20 protein-coding genes are annotated in these 16,669 nt (G+C 58.9%); 14 read left to right on the top strand and 6 right to left on the bottom strand.

Translation table 11 applies throughout. The features are described 5' to 3' along the window. Positions 1 to 109 precede the first annotated feature (109 nt). From J2J99_RS09895 to clpA, 4 genes are all read left to right on the top strand, one after another. Entirely contained in the window at positions 110 to 313 is a 204-nt protein-coding gene (locus J2J99_RS09895; RefSeq protein ID WP_010021897.1) for a DUF3126 family protein, read from the top strand. A gap of 272 nt (positions 314 to 585) precedes the next feature. After that, positions 586 to 957: a phasin family protein gene (locus J2J99_RS09900; RefSeq protein WP_168294809.1), complete on the top strand. Its 372-nt coding sequence runs from the start codon at positions 586 to 588 to the stop codon at positions 955 to 957. A 275-nt stretch (positions 958 to 1,232) separates the two neighbouring features. Continuing rightward, positions 1,233 to 1,586, top strand: coding sequence for an ATP-dependent Clp protease adapter ClpS (clpS, locus tag J2J99_RS09905; protein WP_008526939.1), 354 nt, complete (start codon positions 1,233 to 1,235; stop codon positions 1,584 to 1,586). Positions 1,587 to 1,596: 10 nt separating this feature from the next. Further along, positions 1,597 to 4,086: an ATP-dependent Clp protease ATP-binding subunit ClpA gene (gene clpA / locus J2J99_RS09910; protein ID WP_168294808.1), complete on the top strand. Its 2,490-nt coding sequence runs from the start codon at positions 1,597 to 1,599 to the stop codon at positions 4,084 to 4,086. Between the two features lie 70 nt (positions 4,087 to 4,156). Here clpA and J2J99_RS09915 read toward each other — a convergent pair whose 3' ends face one another. From J2J99_RS09915 to J2J99_RS09930, 4 genes are read right to left on the bottom strand one after another with little or no spacing between them, the layout of a single operon-like run. Then, positions 4,157 to 4,828, bottom strand: a complete 672-nt coding sequence (locus J2J99_RS09915; protein WP_168294807.1) for a transporter substrate-binding domain-containing protein — start codon at positions 4,826 to 4,828, stop codon at positions 4,157 to 4,159. Positions 4,829 to 4,839: 11 nt separating this feature from the next. Then, positions 4,840 to 5,604 carry a 4-hydroxy-2-oxoheptanedioate aldolase gene (gene hpaI / locus J2J99_RS09920; RefSeq protein ID WP_168294806.1) on the bottom strand — a complete coding sequence of 255 codons (765 nt, stop codon included), beginning with the start codon at positions 5,602 to 5,604 and terminating at the stop codon, positions 4,840 to 4,842. 7 nt (positions 5,605 to 5,611) lie between these two features. Continuing rightward, positions 5,612 to 6,394 carry a 2-oxo-hept-4-ene-1,7-dioate hydratase gene (gene hpaH, locus J2J99_RS09925; RefSeq protein ID WP_168294805.1) on the bottom strand — a complete coding sequence of 261 codons (783 nt, stop codon included), beginning with the start codon at positions 6,392 to 6,394 and terminating at the stop codon, positions 5,612 to 5,614. A gap of 20 nt (positions 6,395 to 6,414) precedes the next feature. Beyond that, positions 6,415 to 7,308, bottom strand: coding sequence for an intradiol ring-cleavage dioxygenase (locus tag J2J99_RS09930; protein WP_168294804.1), 894 nt, complete (start codon positions 7,306 to 7,308; stop codon positions 6,415 to 6,417). 248 nt (positions 7,309 to 7,556) lie between these two features. Between J2J99_RS09930 and J2J99_RS09935 the strand changes: the two genes are divergently transcribed. From J2J99_RS09935 to J2J99_RS09980, 10 genes are read left to right on the top strand one after another with little or no spacing between them, the layout of a single operon-like run. Further along, the gene (locus J2J99_RS09935; protein ID WP_168294953.1) at positions 7,557 to 8,294 is read left to right on the top strand and encodes a GntR family transcriptional regulator; all 738 of its coding nucleotides are present in this window, start codon (positions 7,557 to 7,559) and stop codon (positions 8,292 to 8,294) included. Next, positions 8,294 to 9,115, top strand: coding sequence for a sugar phosphate isomerase/epimerase family protein (locus tag J2J99_RS09940; RefSeq protein WP_168294952.1), 822 nt, complete (start codon positions 8,294 to 8,296; stop codon positions 9,113 to 9,115). The genes J2J99_RS09935 and J2J99_RS09940 overlap by 1 nt, the downstream gene beginning before the upstream one ends. A gap of 47 nt (positions 9,116 to 9,162) precedes the next feature. Further along, complete coding sequence (locus tag J2J99_RS09945) at positions 9,163 to 9,831, top strand: amino acid ABC transporter permease (RefSeq protein WP_168294803.1); 669 nt, start codon at positions 9,163 to 9,165, stop codon at positions 9,829 to 9,831. A gap of 10 nt (positions 9,832 to 9,841) precedes the next feature. After that, entirely contained in the window at positions 9,842 to 10,492 is a 651-nt protein-coding gene (locus tag J2J99_RS09950; protein WP_168294802.1) for an amino acid ABC transporter permease, read from the top strand. A 39-nt stretch (positions 10,493 to 10,531) separates the two neighbouring features. After that, positions 10,532 to 11,356: a transporter substrate-binding domain-containing protein gene (locus J2J99_RS09955; RefSeq protein WP_168294801.1), complete on the top strand. Its 825-nt coding sequence runs from the start codon at positions 10,532 to 10,534 to the stop codon at positions 11,354 to 11,356. A gap of 18 nt (positions 11,357 to 11,374) precedes the next feature. Then, positions 11,375 to 12,136, top strand: a complete 762-nt coding sequence (locus J2J99_RS09960; protein WP_281438370.1) for an amino acid ABC transporter ATP-binding protein — start codon at positions 11,375 to 11,377, stop codon at positions 12,134 to 12,136. An 18-nt stretch (positions 12,137 to 12,154) separates the two neighbouring features. Continuing rightward, positions 12,155 to 13,003 (top strand): shikimate dehydrogenase, encoded by an 849-nt coding sequence (locus J2J99_RS09965; protein WP_168294800.1) that lies wholly within the window; start codon positions 12,155 to 12,157, stop codon positions 13,001 to 13,003. A gap of 15 nt (positions 13,004 to 13,018) precedes the next feature. Next, positions 13,019 to 13,387 (top strand): 5-carboxymethyl-2-hydroxymuconate Delta-isomerase, encoded by a 369-nt coding sequence (locus tag J2J99_RS09970; RefSeq protein WP_168294799.1) that lies wholly within the window; start codon positions 13,019 to 13,021, stop codon positions 13,385 to 13,387. Positions 13,388 to 13,418: 31 nt separating this feature from the next. Continuing rightward, positions 13,419 to 13,868 (top strand): type II 3-dehydroquinate dehydratase, encoded by a 450-nt coding sequence (gene aroQ, locus J2J99_RS09975; RefSeq protein ID WP_168294798.1) that lies wholly within the window; start codon positions 13,419 to 13,421, stop codon positions 13,866 to 13,868. A 6-nt stretch (positions 13,869 to 13,874) separates the two neighbouring features. Further along, a complete protein-coding gene (locus J2J99_RS09980; RefSeq protein ID WP_168294797.1) occupies positions 13,875 to 14,912 on the top strand; it encodes a Gfo/Idh/MocA family protein in 1,038 nt (345 codons plus the stop codon). Positions 14,913 to 14,925: 13 nt separating this feature from the next. On the opposite strand, the gene J2J99_RS09985 is transcribed toward J2J99_RS09980, so the two are convergent. Both J2J99_RS09985 and J2J99_RS09990 read right to left on the bottom strand, forming a co-directional pair. Next, the gene (locus tag J2J99_RS09985; protein WP_168294796.1) at positions 14,926 to 15,354 is read right to left on the bottom strand and encodes an HIT family protein; all 429 of its coding nucleotides are present in this window, start codon (positions 15,352 to 15,354) and stop codon (positions 14,926 to 14,928) included. A gap of 54 nt (positions 15,355 to 15,408) precedes the next feature. After that, positions 15,409 to 16,599 (bottom strand): GNAT family N-acetyltransferase, encoded by a 1,191-nt coding sequence (locus tag J2J99_RS09990; protein WP_168294795.1) that lies wholly within the window; start codon positions 16,597 to 16,599, stop codon positions 15,409 to 15,411. Positions 16,600 to 16,669 lie beyond the last annotated feature (70 nt).

Consider the following 16,669-nt stretch of genomic DNA (forward strand, 5'->3'; position numbering starts at 1 on the left):
GCAGGAACCGAGCGGGGACAGCCACTGGCCAAGCGGCAGCCCCGCCTTTACACCGCTGCTTTTCCTGTGCAAGAAGCGGCCAATCAAGACCGCTTACGGAGATGACAGAGTGAAGCCTGAAGAAATCAAGAAGCTCGACGCCTATTTCAAGCGCATGTTCAACCCGCAGATCATTGTCAAGGCGCGTCCGCGCAAGAATGATTCCGCGGAAGTCTATCTCGGCGAAGAGTTTCTGGGCGTCGTCTATATCGATGACGAGGATGGCGACCGCTCCTACAACTTTTCGATGGCGATCCTCGACGTCGATCTTTGATCGCGCTCGAGAGTTTCAAGAGGACCGGGCGGCGCAATCCGCCCGGTTTTTTGGTTTTTTGCGTCTCAAGCAAAATTTTTTTTAAAATCTGCGGTTGCAGCCATATGATATATATTAGCAAAATCAGTTAAAGACGTACGTGCCCCGGCGCGCGCCCTTTGTTTTATTATTGTCATGCAACCTTAGGGTTGTTTTGCATCGCACAAGACTACTTGACTATTTGTGCGTTGCAGCTACCCTGCCGCCATCCCACAGCCCAACGGAGGACGGTCATGTTCAACTTTGACGATGCAAACAAGAAGAGCAAGGAAGCCGTCGATACGGCGCTGAGAACCTATTCCGATACGGCGAGGGGCTTTCAGGCAATCGCCGCCGAAGCTGCTGAATATTCGAAGAAGTCCTTTCAGGATGCGGTGACGCATTTCGAAACGCTGGCCGGCGCCAAGAGCTTCGAGGCCGTGTTCGAACTGCAGACGAGCTACGTCAAGTCCAGCTATGACAGCTTCGTTTCCGAAGCCACCAAGCTCGGCGAAATGTACGCCGATCTCGCCAAGTCCGCCTACAAGCCCTACGAGGCTCCGATCGCCGCTGCCGTCGCCAAGACGGGCAGACAGTCGCAGCCGGCAACGCCCGCCGCCGCTTGAGTTAATTGCGACGGCGCAACCTGCGCGACATATTGAAATACCGGGGCCGGCTACGCATCTGTAGCCGGTCTTTTTTGTTTCCACTTTCGCCACAGCGTCCGCTTGGATCGGCCGGGGACTTTTTTAGTCTTTCCCGTGCATGCCGCCATTTCTTGATTGCAGTGTCTGACAGGGGGCTTAAAATCGGCCTATTATGAACTAAGTTAGTGTTTCAGATATTCGGTGGGAAAAGCACCCTCCCATGCTCCGCCGGATTGATTGAGGAATGAATGACAATGATCGCAAAGCCGATCCGGATGCAGAACGATAGCGAAAGGAACGGGGACAACGGAAATCGCGGAACCTCGGTCATCACGCGCACTAAGCCGAAGACCAAGAAGCCCAACCTCTATCGCGTGCTGCTTTTGAATGACGACTACACACCCATGGAATTCGTCATTCATATTCTGGAGCGTTTTTTTCAGAAGGATCGTGAAAGTGCCACCCGCATCATGCTCCATGTCCACAATCACGGCGTCGGCGAATGCGGAATATTCACATACGAGGTAGCGGAAACGAAGGTCAGCCAGGTGATGGACTTCGCCCGGCAGCACCAGCATCCGCTGCAATGCGTCATGGAAAAGAAGTGAGGATCTGAACGTGCCAACATTTTCGCCTAGTTTAGAGAAGGCGCTCCATCAGGCACTGACCTTTGCCAACGAGCGGCATCACGAATATGCGACGCTCGAGCATCTGCTGCTCGCCCTGATCGACGATGCCGATGCGGCCGCGGTCATGGGTGCCTGCAATGTCGATCTCGACGCGCTGCGCAAGACGCTCGTCGAGTATGTCGATAACGAACTATCCAATCTGATCACCGGATATGACGAGGATTCGAAGCCGACTTCCGGCTTCCAGCGTGTTATCCAGCGCGCTGTCATCCATGTGCAGTCGTCCGGCCGCGAGGAAGTGACCGGCGCCAATGTGCTCGTCGCGATTTTCGCCGAGCGCGAAAGCCACGCCGCCTATTTCCTGCAGGAGCAGGAGATGACCCGCTACGACGCCGTCAACTACATCTCGCACGGCATCGGCAAGCGGCCGGGCGCCTCTGAGGCTCGACCTCCGCGCGGCGCCGAAGAGGAGGCCGAGAGCAAGCCTACCGCACGCGGCAGCGAGGAAGAGGGCGGGCCCAAGAAGCAGCAGGATGCGCTCAAGGCCTATTGCGTCAATCTCAACGAGAAGGCCAAGGGCGGCAAGATCGATCCGCTGATCGGCCGTCATGCCGAGGTGAGCCGTACCATCCAGATCCTGTGCCGCCGTTCGAAGAACAATCCGCTCTATGTCGGTGATCCCGGCGTCGGCAAGACGGCGATCGCCGAAGGCCTTGCCAAGCGCATCGTCGAAGGCAAGGTTCCCGAGGCGCTCGCCGATGCGACGATCTTCTCGCTCGACATGGGCACGCTGCTTGCCGGCACGCGCTACCGCGGCGATTTCGAGGAGCGCCTGAAGCAGGTCGTCAAGGAACTGGAAGAATATCCGGGCGCTGTGCTGTTCATAGACGAGATCCATACGGTGATCGGCGCCGGAGCCACGTCGGGCGGGGCGATGGATGCATCGAACCTTTTGAAGCCGGCGCTGTCATCCGGCGCGATCCGCTGCATCGGTTCGACGACCTACAAGGAGTATCGCCAGTTCTTCGAGAAGGACCGGGCGCTGGTGCGTCGTTTCCAGAAGATCGACGTCAGCGAGCCGTCGATCAGCGATGCAATCGAGATCATGAAGGGTTTGAAGCCCTATTTCGAAGAGTATCATCACCTGCGTTATTCGAACGACGCGATCAAATCGGCCGTCGAACTCTCGGCCCGCTACATTTCCGACCGCAAGCTGCCGGACAAGGCGATCGACGTGATCGACGAAACTGGCGCAGCCCAGATGCTGCTGCCGCCGTCGAAGCGCCGCAAGCTGATCACCGAAAAGGAAATCGAGGCAACGATCGCCACGATGGCGCGCATTCCGCCGAAAACCGTCTCCAAGGATGACGAAGCGGTGCTGGCCAATCTCGAGCAGGAACTGCGCTCGGTCGTCTATGGCCAGGATATCGCCATCGAAGCTCTTTCGACCTCGATCAAGCTGGCGCGTGCCGGCCTGCGCGAGCCGAACAAGCCGATCGGCTCCTATGTTTTCTCTGGTCCGACCGGTGTGGGCAAGACCGAGGTGGCAAAGCAGCTGGCGTCGTCGCTCGGCGTCGAGCTTCTGCGCTTCGACATGTCGGAATATATGGAGCGGCATACGGTCTCGCGTCTGCTCGGTGCACCTCCCGGCTATGTCGGTTTCGATCAGGGCGGTCTTCTCACAGATGGCGTCGACCAGCATCCGCATTGCGTCGTCCTGCTTGACGAAATCGAGAAGGCGCATCCTGATATTTACAACATCCTGCTCCAGGTCATGGATCATGGCACGCTGACCGACCATAACGGCAAGAAGATCGACTTCCGCAACGTCATCCTGATCATGACGACCAATGCGGGCGCGTCCGAAATGGCCAAGGCCGCGATCGGCTTCGGCTCGTCCAAGCGCACCGGCGAGGACGAAGAGGCGCTGACCCGTCTGTTCACGCCGGAGTTCCGCAACCGTCTCGACGCGATCATTCCCTTCGCGGCGCTGCCGACGGCTGTCATTCACAAAGTCGTGCAGAAGTTCATCATGCAGCTGGAGGCCCAGCTTTCCGAACGGAACGTCACCTTCGACCTGCATGAGGACGCAATCGCTTGGCTGGCGGAAAAGGGTTACGACGAGAAGATGGGCGCCCGCCCGCTTGCCCGCGTCATCCAGGACACCATCAAGAAGCCGCTTGCCAACGAAATCCTCTTCGGCAAGCTGAAGAAGGGCGGTGTCGTCAACGTCACCGTCGGTCCGAAGGAAGACGGCAAGCCCGGCATCGTGCTGGAAGCCGTACCGGATACAGCGCCGATCAAGCCGAAGCCGGAAGCCGAGGTTGTGCATCCTGAAGCCGATGACGAGGGCGACGGCGAACTGAAGACGAAGACGGCCCGCAAGACCCGCGCCAAGACGGTGCCGCAGGCAGAGCCAGAAGTTCGCGACGCCCCAAAGAAGGGAAGCACGGTCCCCAAGGTTCCGCGCAAGAAGTGAGATCTTGCCACTGAATTGGAAAAGGCCGCGTCATCCGCGGCCTTTTTGATATTCCGCTCTGTCTTGCTGGCTAAGGGCACAATGTAAGATCGCGTACGAAATCTGCGAAAAAGGCTGAGGCATGAACGAATCTTTTATGCACGGCGATCGTCTGGGGGATTTGGGAGAATGTTCCTTCCACGAGCCGGAAGCCTGATATTCTTTCCGAAGTTTGGATCAGATATTCGGTCAGTCCAGCAGCCGCAGTGCACCGCGACTCGACAAGCAGATTGATGGCCGTTGCAGGGCTATCAGTGTGGGAGACTGAAGCTCTTTGAAGGATTCGTTCGAGCTGCTTCGTATAGGCTGCACTCCTTGCAGAGGCGATCTGGACTCCTTCGACGTCAACATCCTGGACACTCTGGAAGGATGAACTGTCTGGCACCAGATAGGTCGCTTCGACGGAGATGTATGGAGGTGAGAAGGAGAAGCGGTCGACTCTTGATGGATCCGAGGCAATGAAAGCGATGTCCCATTCGTCGCCGTCGGCATTGGCAAGTATGTCGGCAGCCGAGCCATATTGGATTAGAGAGAGGCCGCAATCCAATTGTTCGGCAATCTTGTGGGCTATCTGAGCGCTGGGCCCGACCAACGCGCCCGCCTTATCATCCCATCGGACCAACGCCGCATTTGACATATTGATGGCGGCCCTGATAGCGCCGGTAGGCGCTATCTCAGCCAAAATCTGCTTGCGCGTCGACATCTTCGAACTCCCTAAGATGCGAACCTGGCCGCGAGCGCTTCGGACCCTCTTGCGAGTAGGGCGACATCTACACCGACTGCGGTAAACAGCGTCCCCAGCGAAACGCAGCGGGCCGCGAACTTCTCGTCGGGGGTGAGTATGCCCGTCGGCTTTCCAAGCGCCTTCAAGCGCCGTATCGCGTCCTCGATCGCCACAACCACTTCAGGGTGGCCCGGTTGACCGGGATGGCCAAAGCTCGCCGCGAGATCAGCCGGGCCGATGAAGATGCCGTCCACTCCTTCGACAGCGGCGATGGACTCGAGATGATCGAGCGCTTCCCTGGTCTCGATTTGAAGAAGCAGGCATATCTCCTGCTCCGCCATCTGTGCGTAGTTCGAAACGCGCCCGAAGCGTGTGGCCCGCGTCAAGGCGGAGACACCGCGAATCCCGCGCGGCGGATACCTTATGGCTGCTACGGCGGCCATCGCCTCCTCTTCATTCTGCACATAAGGAACGAGCAGTGTCTGCACGCCGATGTCCAGGAACCGCTTGATCAGCACAGGGTCGTTGAAGGCAGGGCGTACGACGGGAGAAACGCTGTAGGGTGCCACCGCCTGCAATTGGGGCAGGACGGTGAGGACGTCGCTGGGAGAGTGCTCGGTGTCGAACAGCAACCAGTCGAAGCCCGCCGGCGCCACGATTTCGGCTGCGTAGCTTCCCGGAAGGCCGCACCATAGACCGATCTGGCTTTGCCCAGCCATAAGCTTCCGCTTAAAGTGATTGACGGGGAGTTCCATCGCCACCTCACACGAACGAAACGCCGATGGAGCCGACCGGCCCGTAATCAGCCTGGATGACATCGCCCTTGGCGATATCCACGGGGCGGGTGAACGAACCGGCAAGAACGATCTGGCCCTTCTTCAAGCCGCCTCCGACAGCATGGAGCTTGTTCACGAGCCATGCGATCCCGGCGGCTGGATGCCCCATGATGGCTGCGGAAACGCCCGACTCCTCGATGATGCCATTTTTCGAAAGCGTCGCGCCGACCCAGCGGATATCGACATCCATGGGCCGAACGATACGACCACCCACGACGATCGCTCCGAAGGCCGCGTTGTCGGCGATCGTGTCGGTGATCGCTCTTGGCACTTCGGTTCGATAGTCGATGATTTCGAGAGCGGGAACGACAAATTCGGTCGCCCTCATGACGTCATAGATACGGGTGCCTGGGCCTTCAAGATCCTCGCTCATTACGAATGCGAGTTCGACTTCGAGACGAGGCTTGATGAACAGATCCGCTTTGATCTGCGCGCCATCATTGAAGAGAGCGTCGTCGAGAATGACGCCGTAATCGGGCTCCGTCATCTTCGAGGCCATCTGCATTGCCCGCGACGTCAGTCCGATCTTGTGGCCGACGATCCGTGCACCTTTCGCAATCCGCGCCTGCGCCCAGAGCGCTTGTATGATGTAGGCGTCTTCGAGTTCCAGGTTCGGGTATGTCTTGCTTGGCTGGATGATTGGCTTGCGTTCGACTTCGGCCCTCAGCAGCGCGTCGGCTGCCTCCTGGCGTTCCTTTTCCGTGATCATGATTTGGCTCTGCTGGTTCGTTATTTGATCGGAGGGCGCGGCAAGACGGCTTCGCCGGGCTCCATGACATAGGTGTAGTCAAGCGAGAACCACGGTCCTGCGACGTCTGCGTCGGACGGGTGCGGTTGTTCATGCCGGACGAAGTTGCCCGTCAACGCCGCGGTCACGCCAAACTGCACGTCGGAGTCGATATTCGGATCGCTCGGGTCGAAGACCTGGGAGATGAGTGTCTTGTACCCGCGCTTAAAGATGAGAGCGTGCAGATGGGCGGGGCGATAGGGGTGACGGCCTTGCGCCTTGAGCAGGCGACCCACGACCCCGTCGACCGGGATCGGATAACCAACCATCTTGACCGTTCTGAACCAGAAGCGGCCTTCTTCGTTCGTGGTGAGCTTCCCACGGAGATTCATTTCTGCCTGATCGGGATCCTGGTTTTCGTAAAGACCGACAGGCGACGCATGCCACACGTCGACCTCGGCGCCTGCTATAGGCTTGCCGTCCCGATCGACCACCTTCGCATGGACGAACAAGGGCGTGCCTGGCGTCTCGGACCTGATGATGGTTCCGCCGTTCTCGACACGCGGCGAGTTAAGCCGCCAGAATGGTCCGAGCAGCGATTGCGACGTCTCCGTCTGCCCCCTGTCCCCGTTATTGAGCAGGCAGACGAGCGAAGAGACGCCGAGCGAACCTGCCATCAGCACGAACTCGTTGTGACTGTCGGTCTGCAGTTGGCCTATTTCGTTGAGGACCGCCGTGGCCTCGCGGAATTCAGCTTCCGAAAGCCTGACCTCTCGTACGAACGCGTGGAGATGCTTCACCATTGCGACGAGTATTTCACGCAGCCTAGGATCCCTGGTGCGGTTCATCACGGCGAGGACGGCAGGCGTCAACTCGCTCTCAGTTCTGATTGGCATGCTGCCACCTCCTCATGGCGCCCAGTATCAAAATAATCGATTATTTGTCAAGCTGACTGAGTGTATCTCAAGCGCTGTGTTTTGCTTATGCATCTGTTGGATGGTAGTTAAATTGTTAAAAATAAAGAGTAAAGTGGTTTGATGTGATGTGTTTGCTGGAAAATGAGCTGCTTTTTTGCATGGGCAAGTTGACACCAATAATCGTTTATTATATCGATCATCGAAAGTTTGATTGTCCGGGAGGAGAGATGGACTCGAGCGACGACGCCGCCCTTGGCGCACTGGCAGAAGAAGGCGCGCCGTCTGCTGCTTTCGCCGACAATGGAAAAAATACCATCGGCAGCCAGCTCGCATCGCGTCTTCGAGAGGCGATCATTTCCGGGGAACTGGAGGCGGGCAGCAAGATCAATCTCGACAAGGCGCGAAAGACGTTCAACGTCAGCCTGAGTCCGTTGCGCGAAGGCCTGGCCCGACTCATTTCCGACGGCTTGGTTGAGTTTCAGGACAATCGAGGCTATCGCGTCGCCCCGATTTCGCTTGCCAATCTCGAAGAAGTTACGACCCTCCGGGAGGAGCTCGAGGTCTTCGCGCTACGCGAATCCATTCGCGTCGGCGATGTCGAGTGGGAGGGCAACATCATGCGTGCGCTCCATCGTCTGAACCGTACCGAGCGCGATGCCGCCCGTCCCGAAACGCTGGAATATTGGGAAGCGCTGCACCGCGAATTCCACCTCACCTTGATCTCGGGCTGTGGCAAGCCCCTGCTTCTTCACTTCTGCAATCTCCTGCTAAATCTGAACGACCGATACCGTCGCGCCTTCCTTGTCCGCACATCCGGGGACCGCAATGTAGGTCAGGAACACAGCGAGATTGCGCAGGGCGCCGTGGCACGCGACGTTGAATATGCCTGCGAGAAGCTGCGACAGCACATCCACCGCACCGGAACCAATCTTCGAAATCATCTTGCGGCGAAAGGTGTCGTATGATGGCCGCCTCAAGACCAAAATCGGCGCTCCCGATCGGCATCGCGCACTTCTCGTCTATAATGCTGCCCCCCGCGGAGTTCGCGAAGATTGCCGGACGCGCAGGTTTCTCCAGGATCGGCCTCCGGCTCCATCCGGCCTTTCCCGGTGCGCCGTACTATGAACTGCCTGTCGGTAGCGCGGCCGCCGGAGAGTTGAAGTCTGTGCTTGCCGGTGAAGAAGTAGAGGTCTTCGATATCGAGTTCTTCGTCATCGATCCCTCTTTCGACGCGTCGTCGGTGGAGGCGACCCTGGCGGCGGCGGCGAACGTTGGAGCGCGACGGCTCAGCGTCTGTGGCGACGATCCCGATCATGCCAGACTGTTATCGAACTTTTCGGATTTCTGCGTCCTCGCGGAACGGTACGGCTTGGCGGTCGACATCGAAAACATGGGCTGGCGGGTGGTCAAAGCCTTTGAGGATAGCATCGACCTCGTGACAGGGGCGAGGATGGAGAATGCCGGCGTTCTCGTCGATGGCATCCATTTCTTCAGGAACGGCGCGGCCTTGGCAGACTTGCGGGCCAACCTCGACAAAGTGAAACATGTTCAACTATGCGATGTAGCCGGCCCAGCGCCGACAAAGCAGGAGGAAATGATCGCGGAGGCAAGAAGCGGCCGACTGCCTCCGGGCGAGGGGGAGCTGCCGCTGAGGGATTTGGTTGCTGTGGTCGGCACCGCCGCTTCCATCTCGGTGGAGGTGCCGCTGGTCGGATCCATCGCGCCGGAGACCCACCTTAAACATCTTTTCAACTGCGCGGAAAGAATGGTCGGACCGAATCGATAGTCCGGCGCGGGTGCAAATAATCCGCACCGGAAGGAGGAAAATCATCCATGGGTTATACGTTCGATTTTGGTGCGGTCTTTGACCGCGCCCCGGAGTTGCTTTGGGGTTCGCTCGGCACGATAGGGCTGGCGCTCGCGGGAATGCTCCTCGCGCTTTTAATCGGCATTCTTGGCGTTGCCGCCAGAACGTCCAAGATTCCGCTCGTTCGAGCTCCCGTCATCGGGTTCGTCGAAGTCGTCCGGAACACGCCTTTCCTCGTGCAGATTTTCTTCATCTACTTCGCGCTCCCCTTGATGGGGATACGTCTGAACCCGACCGTCACCGCGATCATCGCGCTGGGCATCAACGGCGGTGCCTATGCGATCGAGATCATCCGCGGCGGCGTCGAGAGCGTCAGCAAAGGTCAGATCGAGGCAGGGTTCGCGCTTGGCCTCCATAAGGGCGACGTCTTCCGGTTGATCGTGCTGGAGCCGGCTCTCCGGGCAATCTATCCGTCGCTCACAAGTCAGTTCGTGATGCTGACCCTCACGACCTCCGTCTGCACCTCGATCGCAGCCTACGAGCTGACATCGGCGGCGCAGAGAATCGAATCCGATACGTTCCGCAGCTTCGAGGTCTACTTCACCGTAACCGCCATCTACCTCGTCATTTCGACCCTGATGATGGGTATGTTCGCCCTGATCTCCCGCCACCACTTCAACTACCCAACGCGATAGGAGGGACTTTATGGGTCCCATCGGCGAAAACGAATTTCTATTCATCTTGCAGGGTCTGAAATGGACCGTACTGCTAGCGATCATCGGCTTTGTAGGTGGGGGCCTGTTCGGGATATTGATCGCCCTGGCGCGCACTTCAAGGAACCGAACTGTGCGCGTCGCGACTTCGGGCTACATCGCACTGTTCCAGGGCACGCCGCTCCTGATGCAGCTTTTCGTCGTGTACTACGGCGTGGCGCTGCTCGGTATTGATGTCAATGCCTGGATCGCGGTGGCTATCGCCTTCACTCTTCATGCGAGTGCCTTCCTCGGCGAGATCTGGCGCGGCTCTATCGAAGCCGTTCCGAAAGGTCAGAACGAAGCAGCAAATGCACTCGGCCTGCACTACGTATCGCGGATGAAGGACGTGATCCTTCCGCAGGCCCTGAAAATCTCCATGCCTGCGACCATCGGCTTCCTTGTCCAGCTCATCAAAGGGACGTCGCTCGCCGCGATCGTGGGCTTCATCGAGCTGACCCGAGCTGGTCAGATTATCTCGAACCAGACCTATCGGCCGCTCCTCGTCTTCGGGATCGTCGGCCTGATCTATTTCATCATTTGCTGGCCGCTGTCGCACCTTGGAAGCGGCCTCGAAAAACGGATGGCGAAAGCAGTCCGCTAACTGCTTCGTTCGAAGCAAACCAAAGAGGAGGAGTAAGCAATGCAGATCAACCGTAGGAAATTTCTCGGAATAGCTTTTGCGACGGCCGCTTTCGCGACCATCGGCGCCGCCGCCGCATCGGCCGCCACTGTCGAAGAGATCAAAGCCAAGGGCACTCTCGTCGTCGGCATCCAGGGCGACAACGCACCATGGGGCTTTGTGAATACGAGCGGCAAGCAGGACGGCTTCGACGCCGACATCGCGACGCTGTTCGCCAAGGAACTCGGCGTGAAGGTCGAGTTCCAGCCGCTCGCCGTCGCGAACCGAATTCCGGCGCTGACGACGGGGAAGGTGGATATCCTGTTCGCCACAATGGCCATGACTGAGGAGCGCGCGAAATCGATCCAGTACAGCAAGCCGTATGCGGCGAACACAATCTCTCTCTATGCCGCGAAGGCCGATGCCGTAAAGGCGCCGGCCGATGTGGCCGGCTGGGAGATCGGTGTGCCCAAGTCGAGCTCGCAGGATAAGGCTGTGACGGACGCCGTGGGATCGACTGCAACGATCCGCCGCTTCGACGATGACGCCGCCACTATCCAGGCTCTCATTTCGGGTCAGGTGAGGGCTGTCGGCGGCAACCAGTTCTACGGACAGAGGCTCGATGCGGCCAGCGCCGGGACCTACGAGAGTAAGATTGACTTCCTGAAGACCTACAACGGCGTCGGAACGCGCCTTGGCGAGAAGGACTGGAACGAAGCCGCCAACAGCTTCATCGACAAGATTAAGGCAAGCGGGGAACTGGCGACCATCACCAAGAAGTGGATGGGCATCGACCTCCCGACTTTCCCCGAATCCATCCCCAACATCCCGTTCACCGTCAAGTAAAGATACAGGGAGGGCGCCGTGCTCAATTCTTCAAACGATCAGTCGACATTGATTTCACTTGAGAAGCTGCAGAAATGGTACGGCTCCTTCCACGCTCTGAAGAACATCAGCCTGTCGGTTCGCAAGGGCGAGAAGATTGTCCTTTGCGGCCCGTCAGGTTCTGGCAAATCGACTTTGATCCGCTGCATCAATGCGCTTGAGACGATCCAGGATGGGAAGATCGTCGTCGAGGGACAGCTGCTGGATGGCAGCACCAAGGCTGTGGACACGATCCGACGCGAAGTGGGGATGGTGTTCCAGAGTTTCAATTTGTTCCCTCACATGACCGTGCTTCAGAACTGCACGCTAGCCCCCATGCGCGTTCGCGGCACCGGCCGCGCCGACGCCGAACGACTGGCACGAAAATATCTGGAGCGTGTCAGGATTCTTGATCAGGCGGAGAAATATCCCGCCCAGCTTTCCGGCGGCCAGCAACAGCGCGTCGCAATCGCGCGTGCGCTCTGCATGGAGCCGAAAGTGATGCTGTTCGATGAGCCCACGAGCGCGCTAGACCCGGAGATGGTCAAGGAAGTGCTGGATACAATGATCGGGCTCGCACGCGACGGCATGACCATGATCTGTGTGACCCATGAAATGGGCTTCGCCCGCCAGGTGGCAGACAGGGTCATCTTCATGGCCTCCGGTGAGATTATCGAAGAGGCTAAACCCGAGATTTTCTTCAAGTCTCCGCAGCACGAGCGCACCAAGGCGTTTCTCGGCGAAATACTTGCCCATCACTGATCCGGTAGAGCTATCAAAATGGACAACAGGAAATTTCATGTCGGGCTGGTCGGAGCGGACATTCAGATGTCGAAGTCGCCGGCTCTCCACGAGACCGAGGCATATCATCTTGGACTGGAATATCGGTACGAGCTTCTCGATCTGACCGAGCGTGGTCTGCCTGCATCTGCGCTGCCAGACCTTCTCGACGAGATCGAACGCCGGGGCTTTGCGGGAAGCAACATCACTCACCCGTGCAAGCAGACCGTCATCGCTCACCTTACCGACCTGTCGGAAGATGCCCGGATGCTCGGTGCAGTCAACACGGTCGTGCTTCGCAATGGAAAGCGGATTGGGCACAACACCGACTGGTACGGCTTTTATAAGAACTTCGAGCGCGGATTACCCGAGGTTGCCAAAACACATGCGGTTCTGCTCGGCGCAGGCGGCGCCGGGGTCGCAGTCGCACACGCAGCCATCAAGCTCGGAATCGAGGTGCTTTCGATCTTCGACCAGGACGCAAATCGCGCCGCAATGCTTGCCGATCAGCTCAATCAGCGCTTCTCCAAAAGGTGCGCGCAGCCGATCAGCGATGTCAGCGCCACGCTCGCTTCAGCCGACGGGCTGATCCACGCCACGCCGACGGGTATGCGAAGCCATCCTGGCATTCCAATCGACCCGGAAGCGCTTCAGTCACGTCACTGGGTCGCTGATATTGTCTACATGCCACTCGTGACCGAACTTCTGGCTTTGGCCGAAAAGAAGGGCTGCAGAACACTGCCCGGTGGTGGAATGACGGTATTCCAGGCCGCCGCGGCGTTCGAATTGTTCACGAGCGTGCAGCCGGACGCGGAACGAATGTTGCATCATTTCGAAGAGTTGCCATGAGCCGGAGGACATGCGATGCCGCACATCATCATTGACTATAGCCGGGGCGCTGCCGAGCGCGTCCTTATCGACGAGCTCACCAGAGCAGTGCATCGCCGAGTCCGCGACGCGGGCCTGGTAAAGCCTACTATAGTTCGCACATTCGCCAGAGAAGCGACTTTCTCCTGCGTCGGTGACGAACATGCCGACAATCACTTCATTCAAATAATTGTGCGCCTGGCTCCCGGACGGACGAAGGAGATCAAAAGAGAACTGCTGAGAGCGGTTCTCGACGCCGCGCAGAATGTCGCAGCACCCGCACTGCAGGAAGGTCGGCTTGGGCTTCGCGCCGATCTCTACGAGTCCGATCCGAATTTCGCATTCCAGGAAATAGCACTCGCCTGAACTCGCCGGTGCTTTCACAAGGGTAAATGCAATGAGCCTGATCTATGTTCTTAACGGTCCAAACCTCAACCTCCTGGGCAAGCGCCAGCCTCACATCTACGGCCACGAGACACTGGCCGACGTAGAGACCTCCTGCCGGAAGCTGGCATCCGAACTCGGACACGAGCTCCGCTTCCACCAGAGCAACCGCGAATATGAAATCATCGACTGGATCCATGAAGCGCGTGAGAATGGAGCCGGCATCGTGATCAATCCAGCTGCATTCACGCACACGTCGCTTGCCATCCTCGACGCTCTGAATACGTTCGAAGGTCCCGTCATCGAGATCCATATCTCCAACGTGCATAAGCGCGAAAGCTTCCGCCATCACTCCTTTGTCTCTCATCGGGCAGACGGCGTAATCGCCGGGCTTGGAACGGAAGGCTACCAGCTCGGTATCCGCCGCGTCGCGACAATGCTGAAGACCCCGAAAAACGATTGACGCAAAATGGTCGACCGGGTCAAACTAGCGGTCCTCGGCGCGGGGCTGATTGGAAAGCGTCATATTCGGCATGTCCTGGAAGAACCCGCGGCCGAGCTAGTCGCCGTGGTGGATCCCACGTCGCTTGGGCAGGAGATCGCACGCAACGCCGGCGTCAGATGGTTCCCAAGCTTTGGCGACATGATCAGCGCGCAGCGTCCGGATGGCGTCATTATCGCGACTCCCAACCAGATGCATGTCCGGAACGGCATGGACGCAGTGGCAGCTGGAATCCCGGCTTTGATTGAGAAGCCGATCGTCGACGATGTCACGGCCGGCGAGAAACTGATCAAGATGGCCGAAGCCAAGGGTATCCCGCTTCTGACGGGGCATCATCGCCGACACGCGCCGATGATGCAGAAAGCCAAGCAGATCATTGAAAGCGGAGAGCTCGGTCGGATACTGGTCGTCAATGCAATGTTCTGGCTGTTCAAGCCGGACAATTATTTCGACACGCCCTGGCGGCGCGAGCGGGGCGCAGGGCCGGTCTTCCTAAACCTCATCCACGACATCGACAATCTTCGCTACCTGTTGGGGGATATCGCGGCTGTCCAGGCGCGCGAGTCCAACGCAATGCGCGGATATGCCGTCGAGGAGACAGCTGTGATCCTCATCGAATTCAAGAACGGAATTCTGGGCAGCGCGTCGGTTTCGGATTCTGTTGTGGCGCCATGGAGCTGGGAGATGACGACTGGAGAGAACGCGGCCTATCCGAAGACGGAAGAAGCCTGCTACATGATTGGCGGAACCCGCGGATCACTCGCCGTTCCCTCACTGGACATATGGCGCAACCCGGCGGAGCGGAGCTGGCTGGAGCCCTTCGCCCGGAAGCGCATCGACGTCGAGAACCAGGACCCGCTCGTCCTTCAGATACGGCAGTTCTGCAACGTCATACGAGGTCACGAAGAACCCCTGGTCAGTGGGCGAGAGGGATGGGAAACCCTGAGGGTGATCGATGCCGTTAAACGGTCCGCGGCCACGCTCCAGCGCGTTGCGCTGCCGTGAAGCACGTCGCGTGCTACCTATCCAAGGCTGCCCTGATCTTTTCGGCATTGGTGGCCAGCACCGCCCCGTCCTCCATCTTGCCGGAATGCGGCTTCAGCGCGACGCCTTCATGACGGGGAATGACGTGGAAATGCAGATGGAACACCGTCTGCCCGGCGGCCGGTTCGTTGAACTGGGCGATAAACACACCATCGGCATCGAAGACTTTTTCGAGCGCCTTGGCGACCTTCTGAACGACGGTGATGGCATGGGCGAGGGTGGCGGGATCGGCATCGAGGATATTGCGGGAAGGCGCCTTCGGAACGACGAGCACATGGCCCGGCGCCTGCGGCATCACGTCCATGAAGGCGACCGTATGCTGATCCTCGTAGATCCGGTGCGAGGGGATTTCGCCGCGCAGGATCTTGGCGAAGATATTGTTGTCGTCATAGGCGCTGGTCATCGCGAAATCTCCTCACTTTCCATTTGATCGGGTAGCGCGGCCGGCAGGGCGGCGTCAATCCTCCTGCTGGCGCTCGCCCTTGCGGAAGGGGCTGTGCTCGGCCAGCAGCTCGTTCATCTGTTCGACATCGGCGCGCTCGCGGGCGAGATAATCGCCGATCGCCCGGCGAAGGCCGGCATGGGCGACATAATGGGCCGAGTGCGTCGTCACAGGCAGGTAGCCGCGGGCAAGCTTGTGTTCGCCCTGGGCGCCGGCCTCGACCCGCTTCAACCCTTTGGAAAGGGCAAAATCGATGGCCTGGTGATAGCAGACCTCGAAATGCAGGAAGGGATGATCCTCGGTGCAGCCCCAGTGACGGCCGTAGAGCGTATCGCCGCCGATGAAGTTGATGGCGCCGGCGACATAACGCCCGTCGCGCTTGGCCATGACGAGCAGGATGTCGTCGGCCATGCGCTCGCCGATCAGCGAGTAGAATTTGCGGGTGAGGTAGGGCCGGCCCCATTTGCGCCCACCGGTATCCATGTAGAATTTGAAGAACTGGTCCCAGATGCGTTCCGTCAGGTCGCGGCCGGTCAGCCAGTCGATGCTGAGGCCGTTTTCCAGTGCAGCCCGGCGCTCCTTGCGCAAAGCCTTGCGTTTGCGCGAAGCGAGCGTTTCGAGGAATTCCTCGTGATTGGCATAGCTGTCATTGATGAAATGGAACTGCTGGTCGGTGCGGTGCAGATAGCCGTCCATCTCGAAGACGCCGATCTCCTCGTCGGGCACGAAGGTGACGTGGGCCGAGGAGACGCCGAGCCGGCGCACGACCTCCTTCAGGCTTTCGGCGATCGCGCTCTGGATCGGCAGCCGCTGCAGCCCCTCGGCGACGAGAAGTCGCGGACCCGTCGCCGGAGTGAATGGAATTGAGCATTGAAGTTTGGGATAGTAGCGCCCGCCGGCCCGCTCGAAGGCGTCGGCCCAGCCATGGTCGAAGACATATTCGCCCTGGCTGTGGTTCTTGAGGTAGCCGGGCAGGGCGCCGATCAGCTCGCCGTGATCGGTCTCGAGAAGCAAGTGATGGCCGAGCCAGCCGGTCTCGGCGGTGGCCGAACCGGATTCTTCCAGCGACGACAAAAAGGCGTGCGAGACGAAGGGATTGTAAGCGATCGTGGTGCCGCTCTTCGACGCCCCGGAAAGCCTGGACCAGCTCTCCGGGGAAATCGCTGTGAAGGAGCGTTCTACGCGAATGGTGAGGTCATCGGTCATGGGGCAAATGCGAAGCCTGTGGAGGAATGGTTCGGCTCTCCCTCAATCTGCGCATGATCTTGGCCAAAAA

Source organism: Rhizobium binae, assembly GCF_017357225.1.
In the GTDB taxonomy this organism is placed as follows: domain Bacteria; phylum Pseudomonadota; class Alphaproteobacteria; order Rhizobiales; family Rhizobiaceae; genus Rhizobium; species Rhizobium binae.